Source organism: Rhodoferax sp., from assembly GCF_034520025.1.
In the GTDB taxonomy this organism is placed as follows: Bacteria; Pseudomonadota; Gammaproteobacteria; order Burkholderiales; family Burkholderiaceae_C; genus Allorhodoferax.
Genome location: NZ_JAXHNZ010000002.1, coordinates 1,523,099 through 1,545,297, shown reverse-complemented (window position 1 = coordinate 1,545,297; position 22,199 = coordinate 1,523,099). Strand labels below are relative to the sequence as shown.

The 22,199-nt window shown below is 61.2% G+C and carries 15 protein-coding genes; 5 read left to right on the top strand and 10 right to left on the bottom strand.

Annotated elements, in window-relative coordinates; genetic code table 11:
- Positions 1-3: 3 nt before the first annotated feature.
- Genes pelG through U5L73_RS15590 form a run of 8 tightly spaced genes read right to left on the bottom strand, consistent with a single transcriptional unit; the run spans position 4 to position 12,763 of the window.
- Positions 4-1,383, bottom strand: coding sequence for an exopolysaccharide Pel transporter PelG (pelG, locus tag U5L73_RS15625; RefSeq protein WP_322563196.1), 1,380 nt, complete (start codon positions 1,381-1,383; stop codon positions 4-6).
- Entirely contained in the window at positions 1,371-2,921 is a 1,551-nt protein-coding gene (pelF, locus tag U5L73_RS15620; protein ID WP_322563195.1) for a GT4 family glycosyltransferase PelF, read from the bottom strand. Before pelF ends, pelG begins: the two co-directional genes overlap by 13 nt.
- On the bottom strand, positions 2,893-3,933 hold the full coding sequence (locus tag U5L73_RS15615; RefSeq protein ID WP_322563194.1) for a hypothetical protein: 1,041 nt from the start codon (positions 3,931-3,933) through the stop codon (positions 2,893-2,895). Before U5L73_RS15615 ends, pelF begins: the two co-directional genes overlap by 29 nt.
- 10 nt (positions 3,934-3,943) lie before the next feature.
- On the bottom strand, positions 3,944-5,299 hold the full coding sequence (locus U5L73_RS15610; protein WP_322563193.1) for a PelD GGDEF domain-containing protein: 1,356 nt from the start codon (positions 5,297-5,299) through the stop codon (positions 3,944-3,946).
- 7 nt (positions 5,300-5,306) lie between these two features.
- On the bottom strand, positions 5,307-5,849 hold the full coding sequence (locus tag U5L73_RS15605) for a penicillin-binding protein activator LpoB (protein WP_322563192.1): 543 nt from the start codon (positions 5,847-5,849) through the stop codon (positions 5,307-5,309).
- A 14-nt stretch (positions 5,850-5,863) separates the two neighbouring features.
- Entirely contained in the window at positions 5,864-9,166 is a 3,303-nt protein-coding gene (locus tag U5L73_RS15600) for a tetratricopeptide repeat protein (protein ID WP_322563191.1), read from the bottom strand.
- Positions 9,163-10,047 (bottom strand): hypothetical protein, encoded by an 885-nt coding sequence (locus tag U5L73_RS15595; RefSeq protein WP_322563190.1) that lies wholly within the window; start codon positions 10,045-10,047, stop codon positions 9,163-9,165. Before U5L73_RS15595 ends, U5L73_RS15600 begins: the two co-directional genes overlap by 4 nt.
- Positions 10,010-12,763, bottom strand: coding sequence for a bifunctional glycoside hydrolase 114/ polysaccharide deacetylase family protein (locus U5L73_RS15590; protein ID WP_322563189.1), 2,754 nt, complete (start codon positions 12,761-12,763; stop codon positions 10,010-10,012). The genes U5L73_RS15595 and U5L73_RS15590 overlap by 38 nt, the downstream gene beginning before the upstream one ends.
- 256 nt (positions 12,764-13,019) lie before the next feature.
- Here U5L73_RS15590 and U5L73_RS15585 point away from each other — a divergent pair, with 256 nt between their 5' ends.
- Positions 13,020-13,673 carry a Crp/Fnr family transcriptional regulator gene (locus U5L73_RS15585; protein WP_322563188.1) on the top strand — a complete coding sequence of 218 codons (654 nt, stop codon included), beginning with the start codon at positions 13,020-13,022 and terminating at the stop codon, positions 13,671-13,673.
- A 17-nt stretch (positions 13,674-13,690) separates the two neighbouring features.
- Here U5L73_RS15585 and xdhB read toward each other — a convergent pair whose 3' ends face one another.
- The gene (xdhB, locus tag U5L73_RS15580) at positions 13,691-16,033 is read right to left on the bottom strand and encodes a xanthine dehydrogenase molybdopterin binding subunit (RefSeq protein WP_416221336.1); all 2,343 of its coding nucleotides are present in this window, start codon (positions 16,031-16,033) and stop codon (positions 13,691-13,693) included.
- A 26-nt stretch (positions 16,034-16,059) separates the two neighbouring features.
- Entirely contained in the window at positions 16,060-17,550 is a 1,491-nt protein-coding gene (gene xdhA, locus U5L73_RS15575; protein ID WP_322563186.1) for a xanthine dehydrogenase small subunit, read from the bottom strand.
- A gap of 84 nt (positions 17,551-17,634) precedes the next feature.
- Between xdhA and U5L73_RS15570 the strand changes: the two genes are divergently transcribed.
- The 4 genes from U5L73_RS15570 to U5L73_RS15555 are packed head-to-tail and all read left to right on the top strand — an operon-like array spanning position 17,635 to position 22,152.
- Positions 17,635-18,567: a LysR family transcriptional regulator gene (locus U5L73_RS15570; protein WP_322563185.1), complete on the top strand. Its 933-nt coding sequence runs from the start codon at positions 17,635-17,637 to the stop codon at positions 18,565-18,567.
- 36 nt (positions 18,568-18,603) lie between these two features.
- On the top strand, positions 18,604-20,154 hold the full coding sequence (locus U5L73_RS15565) for an ABC transporter ATP-binding protein (RefSeq protein WP_322563184.1): 1,551 nt from the start codon (positions 18,604-18,606) through the stop codon (positions 20,152-20,154).
- A complete protein-coding gene (locus U5L73_RS15560; protein WP_322563183.1) occupies positions 20,147-21,232 on the top strand; it encodes an ABC transporter permease in 1,086 nt (361 codons plus the stop codon). The genes U5L73_RS15565 and U5L73_RS15560 overlap by 8 nt, the downstream gene beginning before the upstream one ends.
- Positions 21,232-22,152, top strand: coding sequence for an ABC transporter permease (locus U5L73_RS15555; RefSeq protein ID WP_322563182.1), 921 nt, complete (start codon positions 21,232-21,234; stop codon positions 22,150-22,152). Before U5L73_RS15560 ends, U5L73_RS15555 begins: the two co-directional genes overlap by 1 nt.
- Positions 22,153-22,199: the final 47 nt, after the last annotated feature.

The following is a 22,199-nucleotide window of genomic DNA, read 5'->3' as shown; positions in this document are numbered from 1 at the left end:
CCTTTACTGGAGCATGAAAGTTTCGTACTCCAGTGTCTCAAGCTTGCGACTCAGGATCCAGATTCCGGCAAGTACCGTGACCAGCATCGCGAGCGCAAAGCCGTAGCCAAACCAAGCCGCGCCCAGGTGCAAGGTGATGCCGGTAAACACCGCATTGCACAGGGGCAGCATGGCGGTCAGCAAAACCACCGCGCGGCGCTGGTCAAGGTAAAACAGAATATTCAATATCCCCAGCAGCACCACCTGCAGCGCGGCACCGACCACATCGACATATAGCAGCGGCAGGTACAAGGTGGAGATGCCCAGCGCTTGTAGCACCACGCCGCCAGCCGCAAAGGTAGAGAGCACGGCGATCCCCTGGATTTTGGCAATGTCAAACAAGCCACGGCGCACGTGGTAGACCATGTGGTTGCGCATGCGCTCGATGTAGTCCAGCGTGGCGCCCTCGCGGACAGCGTTGTAGAACTTGACGTAGTACTCCACAAAGTCGGTTTCGATCCGCACCAGAAAAATGGCCATTCCGGGGATGACAGACAGGTACGACAAAAAGATCGGGAAGTCGTAAATCACCGAAGCATGCAGGGGCCCGATGACTTGCTGCCCGGTACTTGGAAAATACCAGAACATCAGCTTGTCGATCCAAGCGCCGAGGTTGAATAGGAAGCCGGTGGCCATCAGGCTGGTGTACATGGCGCCGCGCTTCCAGATGTCAAATGCGACAAAGCGGTCCGACTGGTAGTGTCGGTACACCAAATAGACCATGCCCATCAGCAGCAGGTAATGCCCCAGGACAAAGCCGAGCAACAAGCCCTCCAGACCTAGCGGCCCCCGCAGCAACAAGGCCAGGCCTAGGGTGGCGCTGTAGCCCAGAAAAAACATAAGCACGATCGCGCGGTAGTGCTTCATGCCGGTAAGGAACACAGTCGCAATCCAGATCGCGGACATGACCCCCAAACCCATCACAAACAGCAAGCGGTAGAGCACCGATTGCTCGGGGAAAAAGATCGCCACGCAGGGCAGGGCCACGAGCATGCTGACGCCCATCACCACCAGAATCAGCCCGTTGAAGTTGGGCAGGATGGAGGCCTCGTCTTTGGCAAACGTGCGGTCCGCCACAAAGCGCGTGAAGGACAGTTGGACCAGGCCGGTGCTGATCAGTGAGATCAGAAACAGATAGGTCACCGTCACTTGAAACTGCTGCACACTGACCCGGGGCGACGCCACCCCCGCCCCCGCGCTCAGCAGGCCAATCAGCATGATGCCTACGATGGAAAGCACCCAGGGCCCGGAGCTGATGATGCCGGCGAAAGCGTAGGCCTGCAGCAAACCTGCATAGGTCTGCTTTCGCAGGAGTTTGCGGAGTTCGAAGCCTATGCCTGCCATGCGAAGTTCTTGTCGTAAAGCGACCGGTAGCGGTCAAACATGATGTGCTGCGCGTAGTATTTTTCGACGCGCCGAATGCCTGACTCGCGGGCCCGCTGCCATTCGGCCGGATCGCCCAGTAGCTCGAGCGTGGCTTCTGCCATAGCTTGGGGGTCTGCAATCCGCACCACCCGCCCGGATGCGCCCAAGGCCTCATCCTCGCCCGGCAAGCCATACACGAGTTGGCGGCAAGAGCCCACATCGGTACTGACAGTGGGCACGCCCGCGGCATAGCCTTCCAGAATGACCAGGGGAAGGGCTTCGCTGATGGAAGTGAGAACCACCAGCCCGACTTGGGGCAGCAGCTCAGTGAGCTTTTGGAATCCCAGAAATTTGACGGTGTTTTCGAGTCCGAGTTGGGCCACCAGATCACGACATTCTTGCGCGTACTCGGGTGACTCATCTTCTGGGCCGGCAATCCAGGCCTCCACCCCCGGCATGCGGATGGCGATGATGCGCGCAGCGCGGATGTAGGTCTTGATGTCTTTGATCGGCACTACCCGGCCAATCAGGCACAACACCTGCGGCGGGCCATCCGGCCAGTCTTGGCGCAAGGCACCGAACTTCACCACGTCGATTCCGTTGGCGATGTTGGAGGTGCGCTCCTCGGGCGCGCCGTCGAGCAACTGGCGTTGCCGATTGGCTTCGTACAGCGCCACGATGTCGTTTGCAGCGTGGTACGTCACGTAGCCGAGATGTTCAAAAAAACGGATCCACAACTGCCGGAAGTAGCTGACACGCGAGGGGTCGTGTTCAAACACGCTGCGGTTGTCCTTGATCCACTGGGCCTGGTAGAGGTCGATCTTGCGCTCTTTGACGTAGATGCCATGTTCACTGAGCATGAAGGGGCGTTGGTTCCGGTGCTTGAGCAGGACGCCCAGAATGCCGGCATATCCGGTAGACACCGCATGGTAGATGCGCGCTTTGGGCGCGCGGACGGCAACTTCCCGCAGTCCCCAGAACGGCCGGTGGATGGTGCGCACAGTCCAGAAGTAATCGACAAACGAGGGGTCGGTGCTGCGGCTGCGGTAGGTTTTTTTGATGTAGTCCCAGGATCCTCCGCTGTAGAGGAACATATCTTGGCTAAGCATGCCGCCGGGGCCCGCCTCGTCCATCATGCTGGCAAAGAGGTGCGGGCATTCGGGGTGGCGCAGATCGTTCTCAAACATGTCGTGCATCCGCTCGACCAGCTCCATGCTTTTGGCCGGTGCCTTAACACGTGCGATCGGTGGGGGCGCCTCGTCTTCATACAGATAGGCCGTTTCCAGATGGATCAGATTGGGCGGCAAGGTGTAGCGCATCTGCCCGTAGTCCTGTTTGCGGCTACCCAGAAAAATGGCACCGAAGCGGATATCCGGGAAACCCAAAATGATTTGCTGGACCCAGCTAGACACCCCCCCTGATACAAACGGGAAGGTGCCTTCCAGGAGAAGCATGACGTCGACCTGCTCTGCTTTGGGCAGTACAGGTTCAGATGTGGGGGAGGTAGTTGCGGTCACTGCGGTGTGGGAAGTTGTCTCGTCCGGTCCAGATGTCTACAACGGCCCGGGTACGGGAAGCGACGTTGAGTTTCTCCAGGCGGAGCATGGATTGTTTGACTTGCGCGAAGTCGCGCCGCTGGTAGGCCAGCTCAGCCACATAGGGCACAGCGGACACCAAGGGGTGGCCGAGCGTAATTGCGTGTTCAATCGCGGCTTGGGCCGGCGCGTATTCGCCGATGGCTAGCAGAATCCGCCCTTTGAGGAACAGCATAGCGGCGTCCGGCTCGGGCTCCAGGGCCAGCGTGGCTTCAACATATCGCAGTGTCTGGCTGAGGATGTGTTTTTTGAGCTCGCCTTGGGCCAGCGAGGCGTAGATCAGTTCCCAGTGCAGCTCTGCCAGATGCCGCAAGCAGGTGTGGCGCTGCGCGTCGCTCTCCGCTTGGTCGAGTTGGCGACGTTCGCGTTGGATGTCTGCATTGATTTTCTTTTCCTCGGCATCGAGCATGCCAAACGCCACTAGGCGCACGTCGTCAGAGTTGTCACTCAGTAGTTCGTCCAAGATCGGGTTGGCAACCCGGGTAGGGATCGCCTGCAAGGTCATCAGGGATTGAAGCCGGATAGCGCTGGGCACATGCGAGTTCAGGCGTGAGCGAATGGAGCCTTGCCCGCTGCGGCTGACGTCCTTGGCTTGCATGTCAAATTCGGGCAGGGGCACCGTTACCGGCTCGGGACGGTCTCCTTCCAGCGACTCTTTCCGGAAGGTCATCCAGATGATGGCCAGCATTCCGACCGCACCGATCAGGGGGGCGACAAATGCAAAAAGAAACAACAGCGACCACACGGTCACACGGGGTCGCATGTACTTGTGGGGCAGCAACACATAACTGCCCGATGCCACGATCGCGCTCGCCAAGGCGTGCAACGCCAGCATGGCCAGCAACGCCCCCAGCGTAGACTGGTGCAACAGCGGGCTTAAGAAGACCCCCACTTCAATGGCGATGGCCGCCCAGGCCCACTTCAATGTGAACATGCGGGCTTTCTCACGGAGCTAACTGGGTGGTCAGGGCTTGCACCGGGTCTTCCAGGGCGAAGTCGATGGTGTGCAGCCGGACTTGCAGGCTTTGGATGTCGCCATGAAAGCGCAGTTGCAGCCAGTCATCAATCCGCTGGATAAAACCCTCCTTGGCGGAGTCTGATGCAAACGGCATCAGCACTACGACGGCAGGCTGTCCGCGGATATGCGTTTGCCAGTACAAGTCCAGTCCGCGCTTTACGCGCACAAACTCGGCCGTGATTTCGGCCCCCAGGGCACCCTCAAACGTCATGATCACTAAATGGCTGGACAGACCTACCGAGTGATTCAGTCGGCTCATACGCACCAGCTCTTCTGCGAACAACGCCGGGATGCCCGGAAGCGCCTGCTGGACTTTGTGGGTGTCGGGGCCGATCCGGATGTTGTCTGCGTAATAGGCCAGGATCACTGACATCATTTGCAGGTTCTCGACCGTCAGTGAGAAAAACGGGATACGGGTCACGACCAGCACGCCCAATATGGTGTCGTTGCCAGCCACCAGCGGGGCGACCACCAAGGGGCTGTCGGGATCAGAGCTGCTGATGTCTTCGCCCGCGATGTGCACCAGTGCCCGTGTTTCCAGTGCTTTCTGGAACAACACATTTCCCGGCAGGAGCGGTAGCGGGTCCCCGATCACCGCCAGAGCCGGGCCCAATTGTGGGTCGGTGTCCGGGTTCCTGATGGCATACAGCGTGGCGGATTCCAGGTTGACATATTGCGATAGCAATTGCAGCAAACTGTTGGCCGCTGGCATGAGGTCATCCTGCGGAGTGGGTTGCATGGCCATACCGCGCAGCCGGGCGAGGGCATCGCGCAGAGAGCCCGGGCGGATCAGCATTTCTTGTTCAAGTCGATCGTGGGACAGATTGAGCAACAGGTGTCTCTTGGTGAGCCGCGAAAGACGCTCGGTCACATACAGGTAAGTCTCCTCCATACGGGCATTGCGATCACGCCATACATCGCTGAACTCGCCGCAGACCATGACCAGCACACCCGCACCGAAGAAAAAGCGGAAGGCGAAGGCATCTTCAACCCGGCCCATGGCATTGGCGATCAACCAATTGATGATCAGCGGAATGCTACTCAGCAAGCCCGGCGAAACGCCGTAGCGCAACGCAATTAAGACCGGTGCAAACCAGAGCCAGGGAAAATGACTTTGCGCGAGCATCGGGTCGTCGGCGCTGATCCACCAGCCCACAGCAATGCCGATCAGGGGAATCAAAAATATTTCGAGCCACTGGTCACGGGCCAGCACCGGATCGGGTGCCAGCCGATGCGGGCTGATCAGCTTTTTGAGCCAACTGGTCGAGGAGGGTGCTCCCATAAGCGACTTACTTTGCAGGTGCCACTGCGGGCAGTGGCAAGCTGGTCAAGGCGTCTCGCATGACGGCCTGCGCAACGCCGGACAGGGCTTGCCGGCTCCACCCGCTGCTGGCTGCTGTAGTGCTCCAGACGATTTGCCCTGAGCTCAGGTCTGTCACTTTGACCGTGATGCCGACAGCGGGTTCGCCGTCGAGGCCGACTTTGTAGCGCCACTCTTCCACGCTGCCACTCACGGCGTAGCGAACGCCTTGTTCGCGGGCCCACTTCTGGGCTTCTTCGCTGACTTTCCGCTCCGAGGGCTCAAACAAGCTGTCCCGCGAAAGGGCTGCGGGGTAGATCTTGAGTTCTGGTACACCACGGCGACGCAGCAGGTGTTCCAGCATGGACTCTGCACTCAACGCAGCCTGCGGCGTGTCGGTATTGTTGGACAAGGGGAGCAACGCCCAGGAGGCGCCTGCTTCCAGCGTGCCGCTGCCGGTATTGGATTCGATGGAGGTGGCGCAACCGGTCAGGGCTAGTGCAGCGGTGCACAAGAGAGTGTGGAGTTTCATCAGGGTGCTCGTGGTTAAAAGTAATTGCGGTAACGCAAGGTCAAGGTTCTGCCCGGGCCGTTGCTGCTGGCAAGGCCATCGCTGTGTTGGAGTTCGATACGCATCAAGTCCCGCCCGAACACCGAGCCCGCTAGACCGACTTGCGAGGAGTAGCCCTCGCCGGCTTGGGAGTCATGGCGCAAACAGGCATCGACAAAGGGGCGCCAGCCGCGGCTGAATCCGTTTTGCAAGCTCTGCCCGCCCAAGTTCTCGCCCATGCCGAGGCACAGGCCCCAGCTGGTGCTGCCTTCCGGCAAGAAATAGTTGGTGGTGCTGAGCGTGGCTGCACTCACGGCTTGCTGAAACGCTTCTGGGAAGCGCTGCAGCGGTCCGGCATTGAGCCCGTCCTCGCGGTCGAAGACTTGTCTGCGCAAGTTGACGCGGAGTCGCCAGTCCGGATAGTCCACTCGCAGGCGGTATCCGGCCTCGAGGTCGAGAGACTGACCACGGCCGAGACCGTCGCCGAGTTGGCTGTAATAGCGCTTTACGGCCGGGGTGGCTTGCAGGTTGAGGCGTTTGTCCAGCTGCACACCGAGGGTGGTGCTCAGGCTGTCTTCTGCGCCTGCCATTTGCATGGCGGGGCTGGCCTGGCTGGCATTGCCGATGTCCAGGCGGGTGCTCCATTGAAGCCCGTACGGCAAACGGAGTGACTGGCTGAGTTGGGCTCCAGTCATGGTGCCCAGCTCCCGGCGCTGGAACAGCGTGAGCGCCCCGTTTTGCCCGGGGCTGGCCCATTGGAGGCCCAGGTGGTTGAGTTGCTCGGTGTCGGTGAGCAGCGTTTGCAGTCCCGCATCGCCTGAGGTTTGCCGGGCTCTGGTCCAGCCCAAAGTTGCAACCAGCCCTTGCTTCACCGGCCACTGGGCATGCTGCTCGACCGAAAAGTTGCTGAAGCTGCCTGCGTTTTCGCTCTTCAGCGTGCTCTCCAGATAAGCCGCTTGGGCGGGCGCGTGCTGGCGCCAACGGTCGTACAAGGCCTCGTCATCCGGGCTGCGCGTGAGCCCATGGAATGCTGTGGTCAATGCCTCTGCGTGCAGACCCATGGCGCGTTCGATGTCGTAGCGGTTGTAGATCGGCAGTGCCTCGCGTTGGGTCTGCAGCAAGTCGTCCATGTCCCGGGTGTCTCCGGTTTGCAGGGCGACTTGGGCCCGACCCCACACGGGCGCTTGGGCCTGCTCACGGAAGCGACGGGCCATCCAAGTCCGCGCATTGACAAATTGTTCGGTGCTGATGGCCCAGGCCAAGATCAATTCGGTCGTCTCCGGGGCGGAAGCGTCGGCTGGTAGTGCCTTGAGGCTGCGGACCCAGTCGCGGGCTTGTTGCAGTGCAGGATCGCCGGGCCGGTTCAAGAGCGAAAGCCTCAAGAGCGTGCGCCATTCGGCGCTGAACATATCGGCCTCTGTGCGCGCTGTGTCGGCTGGAAACTGCGCCCGCAAGACCAGCCAGGCATGGCGACGTACCCGTGCGGCCATGCCTGCTTGTTGGTTGCGTTCCAGCGCATCGGCATAGTTCAGGAGGGTGAAGGCATCCTGCGGCGTTTTGGCCACGATGCGTTGGTACCAGCTGAGTGCCTGCCGTTGTTGGTTAAGCACCTGGTGGCCTGCTGCAAAGGCAGGCCAATAGTCCGCATCCCCGCCATTACTCTGGTAGTGCTTGAGGGCCACGGTCAGCTCCGCGGTGCGTTGCTGGTCTATCAAAAACCACAAGCTGCTGAGCCCCACGGTTTTGGACATCGAGTCTATCACCATGGCCCGGCGCAGATCGGCCCACGCGTTATCTGCTTGTTTCAGGCCTTGCGCATACCGGGCGCGTAGCAGCAAAAACTGGCTCGACGACTCAGCATCCGTGAGTGCGGCCCCTTGCAAAAGCGCCAGCGCCTCGCCCATGCGGGTCCATTGGGCTTGGTTGGCAAACATCTCCAGCGCCTGTGCCAGCAGGGCGAAGGTCCCAAAGCGGCGGTACCCTTCCAGCGCGAGGTTCGCGGCCTGGTCTGTTTGTTGGATGCCGGCCAATGCCACGAGGCGGCCCCAGTCGTCACTGGTGGCCGATTCACTTTTGACGTAATTGGCATAGGCCCCACGGGCAATGTCCAACCGCTGCAGGTCCCAAGCCACTTCACCCAGCAGGCGCCAGAATTCCGAGGCCTCGGCGGGTACGCGTGCTTCGTGGCTCTGCATAAATGCAAGGGCCTCCGGCAGCCGGTTGCTGCGGACATAGACCATCACCACATCGAGCACCGCGCTCAGCGAGAAGGGGTTTGCCCGGCTGCGCAAAATTTGCAGCTGCAGCGTGCGTGCGTCATTTCCGTAGTCGCTTGCAAGGCGCGCGGCGTATTCCAGCAGTTGCAGATCACCCCGCTGCAGGTACTGGGCTTCAAAGAACAGGGAGCCCTCTGCAGGCTGTGCGGACTCTTCAAAGAGCTTCAGCACTTCCACCATTTCCGCCGCGCTGAGCGGGCGGCGTTTGGCCAGTGTCTGCCAGGCATTCAAGGGAACTTGGAGGTCGTCCATCTGCCAGGCGAGTCGGGTCACATTGGCCAGAGTCTCTGCGTCCCGGGCGCCTTGTTCAAAGATGTATGCCCACTGCTGCGCGGCAATCAGCGGCTGTTGGGTCCACTCCGCAACTCTCGCCAAGCGGAGGCGCCATTCCCGGTTCGCGGGAGCCATCTGCACCGCTGCACTGGCAATCTGCAGGGCCGGTTGCAAGTCCCCGGTGCTGAGCAGCACACCATAAGACAGGGCCATGTCTACGAGGTTCAGGTTGCGCAGGGTCAGGCTCGTCGCTTTGCCATCGTCACGTCCACTGGACTTGGGTGTGGTGACTTCCGGCGCCCTGACAGGAGCCGGCTGGGCAGGCGCGGGAGATGGGGAAGAAGGGGGCGCGGGTGTCGCGGGTGGAGGCAACAGGGGCTCTGCGTCCCGGAGAGGCGTATCTTGCGCGAGCGGGGTATTCGAGGTCCAGTTGGTCCGCAGCAGCAACTCGGGGCGCAGCACCGCGATACGAAGCTGGGCACCCGGGATGGCGCGGCCTGAGAGGGCGCGCCGCGCCTCTTCGGTGCTACGCCAAAAGCCAGCCCGCAGGGTGAATTGATTTCCGCGCTTCTCTACGCGGAGAAAGGGCAAATTCCGGTGCTGCTCGTAGAGGTTTTGCAAACCTTTGAGCTCAGTGCTACTGGCGATTTGCAGGGATTGGTAATCCTGGCCCGGTGTCGGGTTTTCTTGGGCCCACGCAGCGCCCCAAGCAGGGTATAGCGCAAGGATCCAGGCATGGCGCAGGCTCAAGGTTGCGCTCCTTGTGGCTGAAAAATCAGGGCTTTGGCATAGGCGTTGGCCTCGTTCGGATACCCCGCCGCCAGTGCCACACGTGCCAGGTAGCGCAGTGTGACCCTGTCTTGCGCCAGTGCGCCGAGGTGCGTGCTCGCAGCGCTCATGGCGCGGGCGTACAAGCCGCCTGCCATCAGGGTGTCTACCCCGGCCATGAACAGCCGCCGCTTGTCGGTGTACGGTTCTGTTTGCTGCTGTGCCATGAAGTAATACCTTGCCGCTTGCTCATAGTTGCCAGTTGCCAAACCGCGCACGGCATAACGCTCCAAAGCATCAGGGCCGCTGGACTTTTGGGCCTTTGTGATGAACTGCAAACCCGCCGCAGGGTTGTCGAGCGTGAAGGCCAGATCTGCGAACTGCTGGGCCATGCTTTCAGTCATTGGGTCTGCGAGCGCCGGATCCAGAAACGCGGGCAGTCCTTGGCGGAGTTCAGCCAGTTGCTCGGCGGCGGTGCTTTTTTGCAGATGGCGGTCATAAGCACTCAGCAAAATCGTGCGGGCAGCGGTGCGTTGACGCAGGTCGCCTTCTGCTGCGGCCGAGAGCAGCATCAGTCTCAGGGTCGGCAGGTCCAGTTTGTGTTGCTGCACCCGGGCAAGCAGCAAGGCAACATCGAGGTTGCCGGCACTGGCTCTGTACAGGTTTTGGATGTAGGAAAGCGTGAGCTCATCGAGCGTTTCTTGCTCGTAAAGCTTGGCTACCAGTTCCTTGCGCGGAAACACGACAGCCAGAAGAGTCACCACCATGAAGCCTATGAGCAGCAGTTGCCAACCCGTCGCCAGCTTCAGGCGTGGAATCTCTCCATCAATTCCTGCATAGCGCTTCGAGCGATGGGGCAACATGTTCAGTGAGTTCAAAGTGAGAGAAAGAGCCCTCCTGGCGGAGGGGCGTTAATTTGCGGTTGCCCAGACGCACATCGCAGTCCCGGACATTCTTCAGGGTGAATTGCAGTGGCACATGGCCGCTCAAGCTCCAGCGGGTGCCTGCGGGGGTGGTGACTACGTCGGTTACCCGTGCATTGGCAGAAACCAACAGCGGTCGGTTGCTTGGGGTGCCGCGCGACGCTACCCAAGACACCGAGTCTGTATGCAGGTGGACATACCGGTCACCACTATCCGCGGTGTAGCCGGCAATTCCTCGGCTGGACTCGAGGTCCGGCAGTGGCACCGCGGCAGGGAGCCTGAGGCTGCGCAGTGCACTGGCACCCCGAATTTGCCACCCTTGAGGGGTTCTGGCGATCGATAAGTCCTGAAAATCCGTCACCTTGCGCGCATAGTCGGCAATGTGCACCGGCGTGACGGGCTGGCTCAGCGCATACTGAAAAATTTTGTCCAGGGTTTGCACGCCGGCACGCTTGGTCGCTAGGTAGGTGTGAAAATAAATGTTGATGGGCTTGAGTCTTCGCGGGGACTCGGTGAGCTCGAAGGTTTCAATCACCTGATCAAAACCGAAGTACGGCCCTTGCCAGTTGTTGGTGTAGACGTTTTCGTTCTGGTTGGGGGCAAAAACCTGAAAGCCACCGGCCCGCTGCAGGCCCAAGCCCTCTACGTATGTGAGGCTGGGGTTTGAGCGTGTGGCAACAGTGTCGCCGCCATTCATGTTGACAATGCCCGCGGCCGCCACCGCGCGCAGTGCCTCGCTGGTTGGGATGCAGTCGCCGGTCCAGAGGAACACTTCCACCTTTTTTCCGCGCGGGGCCAAGCGGCGCTCAATGTAAGCAATGGACCCATCGACCTCGCGTTCTACATCGAAGCGGTAACCGGGGATGCGCAGGTTGTAGCTGTCCGAGCCTTCGCCCGCGCTGGCCCGGTGCCAGAAGAAGGGGTGGGAGTAGCTGTGGGATGCGATGGCCACATGGGGCGCTGCAAAGATCTCTTTGGCCACTTTTTCGGCAAGCGGAGAGAGGCCGGGGTACAGGCCGTCGGGTGCAATTTCAGCTTCAATGACCGAGATAGTCATCGGTAACGCGTATTTGCGCACCACCCGGTCGCGGACCATTTCACCGGCGATGGGGTTACCAGGCGTCTCGGAGCGGCTGATAAAGCCATCGCCGTCCATGTGGATCATGAGCATGCGTTTGCCGGATTCCGTGGTGGTGTCTGGAATGGGCATCTCTGGCAGGCGCAGCGCCTGGCTCAAAAAGTCAAATGGGTTCACCACCCAGCGGCTGCCCAGCTCGCCGGGCAGAACCGAGGTCACAAACGGCCAACTCACAAAGCCACCCCATGGGGTGATGGCCGCTGCTTGCTGGGTGCGATCGGCCTGCGCTAACACCAGCATAGGCTGTGCGCCCTCGACGGTCATCCCTGCAAAGCTGTCAAGCGCAGGCGTTGGCGCCCGCTCAAACCCCATCATCGCGCTTTGTTGCACCACGGTGATCGGGGCAATAGCACCGGAGGTGGGCGTGAGGGTGATGCCCAAGGCATTACGTAAACTGCTGTCGAGCAAGGTGCCCGGCATATTCAGCCATGCCACGGGTACCGTGTCTTGCACTTGCTTATGCAGCCAGCCCGACAGGCGCTGCTGCTCAGCGGTGGTAGCCGGAACCGTTTGCCAAATCACAATGCCCGCATAACGCCCCTTCAGCGGGTGGAGGGGTAGCTGGCTGGCGTCTACAAACTCCGGCACATAGCCCAAGTAGTTCAGGGGCAGCGACAACATGCGCACGGGGTCGAGGTAGCGAAGCGAAGCCTCATTCACCGGTGTGCTGTGCACGACCAGCACCTTGCGCGGCATGGCCTCCACGCTACCAATCCCCATGCTGGTGAGGTCGGGGGTAGTCACCCACGGGGTAAAACCGAGCTCGCGTATCTGCTCAGCGGTGGTGCGGGCCAATGCCCTGTCGTTTGCGGGCACGTAGTCGATCGCGAGAACCGGCAAACCGTAGGTGTTTTTGACGGTTGAGAGTTGCCCCATCAACCATTCACGGTCTGCATCGGGTACCGGTCGGAAGCGGTTTTTTCCGGCATCAAACCCTTGGAACAGCGACTCTGCCGCCACCATGTCCACGAGTGAGTGGGTCTTGCCGAGGATTTCAAAGCCCCGGTTGAAAATCAGCTTGGCTTGGGGATACCGTCGTTTGACCTCGCGCACCAGTTCAACCATGCCCGCTTCTTGTGCCGAACGGCTTTCGGGCGTTTTGGAGAACAGGTGGTAAGAGTCTAGCGTATCGAAAAAGAAGCTCCGGTAGCCGGCGGTCCACAAGGGCTGTATCACGCGTTCGGCAAAAAAAACAGGCCACCCGGGCTGCGCTTGGTCAATCAGCCGGCTGCCCCAGTCCTTGTTTTCGCCTTTGATCCAGGCCGCAGGGATGGCGGCTGCATAGGGGCGGCTCGGCTGTACTTCGCCCACCGCCACATAAGCTGCCAATTCGGGCGGACCATTCTTAATCGAGCGAGGCTCCGGCACATGGCCGGGATCTACCACCACCCGATCAAACGCGCGCAGGAGTTCCCACGGTGGCGAGGCACCGTAATAAAGAGCCACGGAAGGACTGGCAGCGCTGGCTTGAGCCGCACAGGCGAAAGCAGCCAGCAAGCGGAAGAAGAGCTTTTTCATTTTTTAGTGTGGCCTTATCGAAAACGTAGGCCATCGGGCTGGGGCAACGCACAGACCGCTTGAGCGAATCTTTAGTCGTAAACCCCTAGATGTGTGACGCGCGCAATCTTACGTGTCGTTACAGATTGTTTTTAGGTTTTTTGGTGTCGCAGAGTGCGGTTTTTCACAAAGTTGCGGTTTTTTTTGCGAGGCAGCGTGCGCCAAACCATTGATCTGTCTCAAAGCGCAGGTCGGCGCTGATGGGCATAGTGAGGCCATGCTGTCATCCTCATCTACCCTTCCACCTTCGTTTTTGGCCGGAGCACGCCTCGAACGCTGCGCGCCGGGCACCGTCTTGTTAAGTCGCGGTGACCCCACGATCGCGGCCTGGTACTTGGAGAGTGGAATGGTGCTTACGGGAATCAGTGGCGAACTCGGCAGCCGCGACGAGCTGTTGGAGCATCAGCTGGGTCAGATGCAGGGCCCTTGTTGGCTCAATCCAACGGCAGCAGTGCTATCGCTGCCCGCGATAGTGGACGTGGTTGCCCAGACCGAGGTCTTGCTGCGCAAACTGCCTATGGCCGAATTCCAGGCCGCCCTGGCCGCCAACCGCCAACTCAGCACCACCATGCTGACCGGCTTGGCCCAGGCGCACCGCGAACAAACTGAACTGGCGGTGAGTCGCCTGGCCAAGGGCGCCGAGGCGCGTTGCGCCGAATGGCTGTTGCAACACGCGGGATCGAATGACAAAGGCGGCTGCGCCGTGCAGTTGCAACAGCGCAAACGCCTGATCGCGGCCCAACTGGGCATCGCCCCCGAGACGCTGTCCCGCGTGCTGCGCCACCTGCGGGAACGCAGCCTCATCAGCGGCTCAGGCCGCACGGTGAATCTGGTGGACCCCGGCGGTTTGCGAACGCTTGCCGGGGTGTAGTTCCATCCTGTAGGCGCTCAGTCCTTGAGCGCCCTCAGCACATTCTCCGCCGTGGCCGGCGCCGTGAGCTGCACAGTCGCACCCGGGCCTTTGGCTTGGGCCACTGCATCACGCAAGGCTTCAAACACACTGATTCCCAGCATGAAAGGCGGTTCGCCCACGGCTTTGCTGCCGAACACATTGTCTTCCCGGTTGGCCTCATGCCAGAGGTCCACCTTGAAGTGCTCGGGCACATCCGCCGCGGTGGGAATCTTGTAGGTGCTGGGCGCGTGGGTGGCCAGGTAGCCCTTGTCGTTCCAGACCAGTTGCTCGGTGGTGAGCCAGCCCATGCCTTGCACAAAGGCGCCTTCGATCTGCCCCACGTCGATGGCGGGGTTGATGCTGCGGCCCACGTCGTGGAGGATGTCCACTTTGAGCACCTTGCTCTCACCGGTCAGGGTGTCGATCACCACTTCGGTGCACGCTGCACCATAAGCGAAATAGTAGAAGGGGCGGCCGGTTAGCGTCGTCTTGTCGTAGTGGATCTTGGGCGTACGGTAAAAGCCGTCGCTCCAGAGCTGGATGCGATTGGCATAAGCCATTTTCACCACTTCGTCGAAGCTGCGGGTGGTGGTCGGCGAGAACACCTCGCCATGCTTGAAGCGCACGGCCCCTGCGCCACAGCCATCGAGCCCGGCCACAAAGGCGGCTAGGTTGTCGCGCACGTTGCGGGCGGCAAACTGGGCCGCGCGGCCGTTCAGGTCGGTACCCGCACTGGCGGCGGTGGCCGAGGCGTTGGGCACCTTGCTGGTGTCGCTGGCAGTGCTGAGCACCCGGGTAAAGGGAATGCCCAATTCGTCGGCCACGATCTGGGCGACCTTGGTGTTCAGGCCCTGACCCATCTCGGCACCGCCATGGTTCACCTGCACGCTGCCGTCGGTGTACACATGCACCAGCGCGCCGGCCTGGTTGAACAGCGTGGCGGTGAAGCTGATACCGAACTTGACCGGGGTGATGGCAATGCCGCGCTTGAGCACCGGGCTGGTCTGGTTCCATGTCGAAATGGCCTCAACCCTACGCCGATACTGCGCGGACAGCTCCAATTTTGATAGCAGCGGCTGGAGGATGTTGTCCTCCACTTTCATCTTGTAGTGGGTGGTGTCGCGCTTGTCCGATGTGCCGGGGATAGCCTCATCGCTGTAGAGGTTACGCATGCGCACGTCCAGGGGGTCCAGCTTGAGCGCTCGGGCGATGTCGCCCATCACCGCCTCAATCAGCACCACGCCCTGGGGGCCGCCGAAACCGCGGAAGGCGGTGTGGCTCTGGGTGTTGGTTTTGCAGCGGTAGGAGGTGATGTCGACATCCTGCAGGTAGTAGGCGTTGTCGGTGTGGAAGATGGCGCGATCCGCCACCGGGCCGGACAGGTCGGCGCTGAAGCCGCAGTTCACCGCCATTTGCAGTTTCAGGGCGGTGAGGCGGCCGGTATCGTCAAAGCCCACGCTGTATTCGTACGCAAAGGGGTGGCGCTTGCCGGTGACCATGAAGTCGTCGTCCCGATCCAGCCGCAGCTTCACGGCGCAGCGGTTTTTGGCCGCCGCAATGGCCGCCCACACGGCCAGATGACCGGCTTGCGTTTCCTTGCCGCCGAAGCCGCCGCCCATGCGCCGGCATTCCACTTTGACGGCGTGGTTGTCTATGCCCAAAGCGTGGCTCACCCAGTGCTGCACTTCGCCAGGGTGCTGGGTGCTGCTGTAGACCACCCACTGGTTCTGCTCTTGCGGCAGCACATAGGCAATCTGGCCTTCGAGGTAAAAGTGTTCCTGCCCACCAACTTCCAGCGTGCCGTGCAAGGTATGGGGCGCGCTATTCAGGGCCACATCCGCATCACCGCGCCGCACGTTCACCGGCGGCAGCACAAAGCTTTGGGCGCGGATGGACTCTTGCACCGACAGGATGGCCTGCAAGGGCTCGATCTGAAGTTGCACCTTGCGGGCGGCATGGCGGGCTTGCATCACCGTTTTGGCAAGCACCACGCCGACCACCTGGCCGACGAACTGCACCGTGTCCAGGGCAAACACCGGCTCGTCGCCGGCAAAGGCGGCCAACATGGGGTCGCCGGGAATGTCCTCGGCCAGCACCACGTCCACCACGCCGGGCATGGCGCGCGCTGCCGTGCTGTCCACGCCCAGCAGCTTGCCGTGCGCATGGGTGGAAAGAATGGGCGCGGCATACAGGGTGCCGCGCACCTCGGGCAGGTCGTCGATGTAGTGCACTGCACCGGCCACTTGGGCCACGGCGCTTTCATGGAACTGGTTGACGCCGGCGGCCGGGCCGCGGGGGGCGGGCACGGCGGCGGCGACCTCGGGCGATAGGGTGGGCATGAGTGTCGAAGTCATAGGGGAGGCAGTCATGCGGCTTCTCCTGTCAGCTCGAAACTCTCCAGATTGATGGCGGTCAGGCCCTGGCTCTCCAGCCAGTAGCGCTGCAGCAGATTGCCCAGCACCTCCACGCGGTAGGCACTGCTGGCGCGCATGTCGGAAATCGGGCTGAACTCGCCTCTCAAGGTGGCCTGCGCGGCTTTCACCGTGGCAGCGTTCCACGGTTGTCCCAGCAAGGCTGCCTGCGTTTTGAGCGCACGCACCGGCGTGGCCGCGACACCACCCACTCCGATACTGGCGTGGGTGACTGTGCCGTTTTCAATGTGCAGGTTCAGCGCGAGGCAGACGGCGGAAATGTCGTCTTCAAAGCGCTTGGAAATCTTGTAGACCTTGGATCGCTCTTGGGGTACGGCCTTGGGCACTTTGATCCAGGCCAACACCTCGTCCGGCGCCATGACGTTTTGGCGGTAACCGGTGTACAGGTCTTCGAGGCGCAGCTCGCGGTGCACGGCTTTCGCTTTGCTGCCTTTACCACGCCAAGCCATTAGCACCACGCTGGCGCCCAGCGCAATCAGCAGCGGCATGGAGTCGCCAATCGGCGATCCATTGGCCACATTACCCCCCAGCGTGCCCGCGTTGCGCACCGGCAGGCCGGCAAAGCGGCTGGCAAACGTGGCTAGCTGTGGCCGGTCCGTCACCAAAGCTGCGAACGCATCCGTCAGGGTGACGGCGGCGCCGATGGCGATGTGGTGCGGGTACTGCTCTACGCGCCGCAGTTCGGCTACTTGGGTCACATCCAGCACGCGGGGGAAATCTTTGTGCATCTTGGTGACCCACAGGCCTACGTCGGTGCAGCCAGCCACAATTTGCGCTTCCGGGTGTTGTGCCCGCGCTGCCAGCAAGGCGGGCAGAGTGGCGGGCGAAATATAAGCAGAATCAGCGTCTAGCGCCCGTGAATCCTGCGCGAGATGCTCCAATTTTGATAGCGTTTCGGCTTCGCGCAGGTCCACGGCCGGTTGGCCCAACATCGTTTGGGCGGCATCCAGGATGGGGCGGTAGCCGGTGCAGCGGCACAAATTGCCACTCAGGGCATGCAGGGCGTCGTCCCGGGTAATGGGGGCGCCGGCATGGGCGTGGTGTCGGTACAGGTCAAACAGGCTCATCACAAAGCCGGGCGTGCAAAAGCCGCACTGCGAGCCGTGGCACTGCACCATGGCTTCCTGGGCGGGGTGCAAGCGCCCATCGTCAGTGGCAATGTCTTCTACCGTCCACAAAGCCTTGCCGTTCAGGCTGTGGGCTATCTTTATGCAGCTGTTGACCGCTTTGGTCTGCAGTTCGCCGTTGACCGACTCGCCCACGACCACGGTGCAGGCACCACAGTCGCCTTCGTTGCAGCCCTCTTTGGTGCCGGTGCAGTGCAGGTCTTCGCGCAGCACCTCCAGCAAGGTGCGGGTGGGGGGAATACCGTGCAGCGTGACGATTTCGCCGCGGCGTACAAACTTCAATGGGGTGGTGGTCATGCGTGTTTCCTCGTGCGGGAGGTTAATCCGGGTGTTGATCCGTTTCCATACGCATTAGCATATGGGTCCAATTGAACGCTGTGTATGAGAGACCAATCCCTTTTCGACAAGATAGACCTTCATTTGATCAGGGTCCTTCATACCGTGTTAACCGAGCGCAGCGTTTCGAAAGCCGCCATCCGTCTGGGCATGCACCAGCCGGCGGTCAGCGCATCGCTCAAACGCTTGCGGGACTTTGCCGGTGACCCCTTGTTGGTGCGCTCCGGCTCCGGCATGGTGCCCACCGAGACGGCGCTGCGCATGCTCGAGCCCAGTGCTAGCATTTTGCGTGCCGCGGAGATGTTGTTCTCCGATGCGCGGGGTTTTGAGCCCGATGCCGCCCGCAATACCTTCCGGCTGGCCGCCAGCGATTATTTGGACCCTCTGTTTCTCCCGCGCCTGGTCGCACAGATCAAAGAGCAGGCCCCCTTTGCGGAGATAGAAATCCATCCGCTGAGCGGTGCCTCCGACTACCGCACCCAGCTGGCGCAGGGTGATATTGATGTGGTCATCGGCAACTGGCCCCAACCCCCGGACGACCTCCACCTAGGCCGCCTTTTCGGGGACGAAGTGGTGTGCCTGGTGTCCAACAAGCACCCCGCGGTGCGCCGTGGCTGGGACCAGACCCAGTGGCTGGAGGCCGAGCACATTGCGCCCGGCGCCACCCATCCCGGTGCCAAGGGCGTGATTGACGAGCACCTCAGCGGCCTCGGTTTGCAGCGGCACATCGTGGCACGGTGCCCGCATTTCAGCCTGATTCCGGGCATGGTGGCATCAACCTTGCTGGTGTTAACCACCGGCCGCCAGTACTGTGAACGTTTTGTGGACACCCTACCGGTGACAATACTGCCTTGCCCTGTGCAGTTCCCTCGCATGATGTATTACCAGCTTTGGCACGCCCGCACGCACACGAGTGCGTCCAATAAGTGGCTGCGCGAGCGCATCAAGTCGGTGGCGGCTGAACTCCGCAAAGAATAATTACTACAACCCGTTCGTATGGAATCTATCCCTCCTATGCCTGTCGTTCCTCGACTGCAATTGACAGGCATCACCAAAGCCTACCCGGGCGTGATCGCCAACAGCGACGTGTCGCTCACCGTGCTGCCCGGTCAGACCCATGCCGTGCTGGGTGAAAACGGCGCCGGCAAGTCCACCTTGATGAAGATCATTTATGGCTCCATCAAGCCCGACGCCGGCCAAGTGCTGTTCAACGGGAAGCACGCCAACATTCGCAACCCCAAAGAAGCGCGGGCGCGGGGCATTAGCATGGTGTTCCAGCATTTCAACCTGTTTGACACCATCACCGTGGCGGAGAACGTGTGGTTGGGCCTGGACAAGGCGCAAAGCCTGGAGCAGGTCACTGCCAGCATCACCGCCAAGGCGGCCGAATACGGCTTGGACATCGACCCTAGCCGCCCAGTGCACACCCTGAGCGTGGGCGAGATGCAGCGAGTGGAGATCATCCGCGCCCTGCTGACCAACCCGCAGCTGTTGATTCTGGATGAGCCCACCTCGGTGCTGACTCCGCAAGCGGTGGAGAAGCTGTTTGTGGTGCTCAAAAAGTTGGCCTCACAGGGCTGCAGCATTTTGTATATCTCGCACAAATTGCACGAGATCCGTGAGTTGTGCAACGCCTGCACCGTGCTGCGCGGCGGTAAGGTGACCGGCGTATGCAACCCCGCCGAAGAGTCCAACGCATCCCTGTCCCGCTTGATGATTGGCGCGGAGCCACCGCAGCTGGAGCATCGCCCGCAGCAAGCCGGCTCCCCGGTACTCACCGTGAAAAACTTGAGCCTGGCCCGCGAGGACCAGTTCGGCGTCGACCTAAACGGCATATCGCTCACGGTCCATGCGGGCGAGGTGGTCGGCATTGCGGGTGTGTCCGGCAACGGCCAAAGGGAGCTGCTCTATGCCCTGTCCGGCGAAGATGTGCGCGCCCCCAAGGGCAGTGTGACTATGGGCAAGGCCGATGTGTCGTCTTTGCACCCCGGCGGCCGGCGCAAGCTGGGCCTGCACTTTGTGCCTGAGGAACGTTTGGGCCGTGGTGCGGTGCCAACCTTGAGCTTGGCGCAAAACATGTTGTTGACCCGCACCGAGTCCATTTCGGCGCCCCAATTCGCGGGTGGGTGGATCCGGGTGCGCCAGTTGGAAGACCATGCTGCGCGCATCATCAAGGCCTTCAACGTCAAGGCCAATGGCCCGACAGCGGCTGCGCGCTCGCTCTCCGGCGGTAATTTGCAGAAATTCATTGTGGGCCGCGAGATCGATGCGGCGCCCAAGCTCTTCATCGTGTCCCAGCCCACCTGGGGGGTGGATGTGGGTGCTGCGGCCCAGATCCGCGGCGAGATTCTGGCCCTGCGGGATGCCGGCTGCGCTGTGTTGGTGGTGAGCGAAGAGCTCGACGAATTGTTTGAGGTGAGCGACCGCCTGCACGTGATTGCACATGGCCGGCTGTCGCCATCGGTGCCGGTGGCGGAGGCCACGGTGGAAAAGATTGGGGAATGGATGAGTGGATTGTGGGAAAGTTCCGGCGCAGCCGCAGCTGTGGAGGTGGCCCATGGCTAAAGCCGGATTGAAACTCGAAGCCCGCCCCCAGCCGTCCAAGGCCTGGGGTTACGGATCCCCGGTACTTGCGCTGCTGCTGACGGTGCTCATTGGTATTGTGCTGTTCATGGCACTGGGCAAAGACCCGGTGCGGGGCCTGCTGGTGTTTTTCTGGGAGCCGATCAAGAGTGGTTACGCCTTGGGTGAACTCGTGGTCAAGGCCACCCCGTTGCTGCTCATCGCCCTCGGGCTGGCGGTGTGCTTTCGCTCGAATGTGTGGAATATCGGAGCCGAGGGTCAGTACATCATTGGCGCGGTGGCGGCCAGTGGCGTGGCCTTGCTGGCCGAAAAAACTACCGGGGGCTGGATTGTGGTGCCCGTGGTGATAGCGGGCATTGCCGGGGGCATGGCCTGGGCCGGGCTCACCGCCTTCTTGCGCGACAAATTCAACGCTAACGAAATTTTGGTCAGCTTAATGCTGGTTTATGTGGCGGTACAAGTGCTGGGCTATCTGGTCTATGGGCCTTGGAAAGATCCTTTGGGCTACAACTTCCCGCAAACCCAAACCTTTGAGGCGGCCACCCGCATTCCACGGCTGTTTCAGGGCTCCCGCATGACGATCGGCGTGGTGTTTGCGGTGGTGGCCGTGGCTGCTATTTGGATTTTTCTGTTCCGCACACGTGCCGGGTTTGCCCAGCAGGTCGGCGGTCTGGCGCCGGCGGCGTCCCGCTACGCAGGTTTTTCATCCCGCAATGCACTGTGGACGGCGTTGCTGGTGTCCGGCGGCATGGCGGGTTTGGCGGGCGCGCTGGAAGTGGCAGGCCCCATTGGTCAGCTCACCCCCTATGTGCCCGCCGGTTATGGATTTGCAGCCATCATCGTGGCCTATGTGGGGCGCCTACATCCTGTGGGCATGGTGTTCTCGGCGCTGCTGATGAGCATGTTTTATATCGGGGGCGAGCTCGCCCAGTCCCGCCTGGGGCTGCCCAAGTCTCTGACAGGCGTGTTCCAAGGCTTGTTGTTGTTCAGCCTCTTGGCTTGCGATACGTTGGTGAATTACCGCCTCAAATGGGTCTCCGCTGCAGGAGGTAAAAAATAATGGATGCGTACTCACTGCTGATAGCAGCAACTCTGAATGCCGGCACGGTGCTGGCCATTGCCTCGCTCGGCCTGTTGATCAACGAAAAAGCCGGCATCGTCAACCTCGGTGCCGAGGGCATGATGTTGTGCGCCGCCATTGCCGGCTTTGCGGCCGTGGTGCACACCGGCAGCGATGTGGCGGGTTTCATGGCTGGCATTGCCGCAGGTGCGGTCATGGCGGCCATCTTCGGTGTGCTGGTGATTTGGCTGAACACCAACCAATACGCCACCGGCTTGGCCCTGAGCCTTTTCGGCGCGGGGTTCTCTGCGTTTGCTGGGATCTCGTATGTCCAGGAAAAAATGCCCGATCGGCCCAGCTTCGCGATTCCCGGCCTCTCGGACATCCCCTTCATCGGCCCCGCATTGTTCAAACACCATCCCATGGTGTACCTGACCGTACTGTTTGCCTTGGGCCTGATCTGGTTTTTGTACCGCACCCGCGCTGGTCTGATTCTGCGCAGCGTGGGGGAGAGTCCTGAGTCTGCGCATGCACTCGGGTACCCGGTGCGTGCCATCCGCTTAAGCGCGGTGGTGTGCGGCGGTGCGCTGTGCGGTTTGGCTGGAGCGTATATATCGGTGATCTACACCCCCTTGTGGGTCGAAGGTATGGTGGCCGGCAAAGGCTGGATCGCGTTGGCCTTGACGACTTTTGCCACCTGGCGCCCGGCACGGGTGTTGCTTGGAGCCTATTTGTTCGGCGGCGTGACCATGTTGCAGTTCCATTTGCAGGGTATCGGCGTCGAAGTGCCTAGCCAGTTCTTGACCATGTTGCCGTGTCTTGCGACCATCGTGGTCTTGGCTCTTATTTCGCGCAATCCGCGTTGGATCCGGATTAACATGCCCGCCTCTATTGGCAAGCCGTTTTATCCGGGTTCCTGACGCGCGAAAGTTTTGGTTGGATCTCTCGTTTTTTTATAAGGAAGTGA

What these genes read in the sequence shown, in the direction of transcription:
- pelG (WP_322563196.1), bottom strand. Translation starts at nt 1,383, where the DNA reads ATGGCAGGCATAGGCTTCGAACTCCGCAAACTCCTGCGAAAGCAGACC.
- U5L73_RS15615 (WP_322563194.1), bottom strand. Translation starts at nt 3,933, where the DNA reads ATGTTCACATTGAAGTGGGCCTGGGCGGCCATCGCCATTGAAGTGGGG.
- U5L73_RS15610 (WP_322563193.1), bottom strand. Translation starts at nt 5,299, where the DNA reads ATGGGAGCACCCTCCTCGACCAGTTGGCTCAAAAAGCTGATCAGCCCG.
- U5L73_RS15605 (WP_322563192.1), bottom strand. Translation starts at nt 5,849, where the DNA reads ATGAAACTCCACACTCTCTTGTGCACCGCTGCACTAGCCCTGACCGGT.
- U5L73_RS15595 (WP_322563190.1), bottom strand. Translation starts at nt 10,047, where the DNA reads ATGTTGCCCCATCGCTCGAAGCGCTATGCAGGAATTGATGGAGAGATT.
- U5L73_RS15590 (WP_322563189.1), bottom strand. Translation starts at nt 12,763, where the DNA reads ATGAAAAAGCTCTTCTTCCGCTTGCTGGCTGCTTTCGCCTGTGCGGCT.
- U5L73_RS15585 (WP_322563188.1), top strand. Translation starts at nt 13,020, where the DNA reads ATGCTGTCATCCTCATCTACCCTTCCACCTTCGTTTTTGGCCGGAGCA.
- xdhB (WP_416221336.1), bottom strand. Translation starts at nt 16,033, where the DNA reads ATGCCCACCCTATCGCCCGAGGTCGCCGCCGCCGTGCCCGCCCCCCGC.
- xdhA (WP_322563186.1), bottom strand. Translation starts at nt 17,550, where the DNA reads ATGACCACCACCCCATTGAAGTTTGTACGCCGCGGCGAAATCGTCACG.
- U5L73_RS15570 (WP_322563185.1), top strand. Translation starts at nt 17,635, where the DNA reads ATGAGAGACCAATCCCTTTTCGACAAGATAGACCTTCATTTGATCAGG.
- U5L73_RS15565 (WP_322563184.1), top strand. Translation starts at nt 18,604, where the DNA reads ATGCCTGTCGTTCCTCGACTGCAATTGACAGGCATCACCAAAGCCTAC.
- U5L73_RS15560 (WP_322563183.1), top strand. Translation starts at nt 20,147, where the DNA reads ATGGCTAAAGCCGGATTGAAACTCGAAGCCCGCCCCCAGCCGTCCAAG.
- U5L73_RS15555 (WP_322563182.1), top strand. Translation starts at nt 21,232, where the DNA reads ATGGATGCGTACTCACTGCTGATAGCAGCAACTCTGAATGCCGGCACG.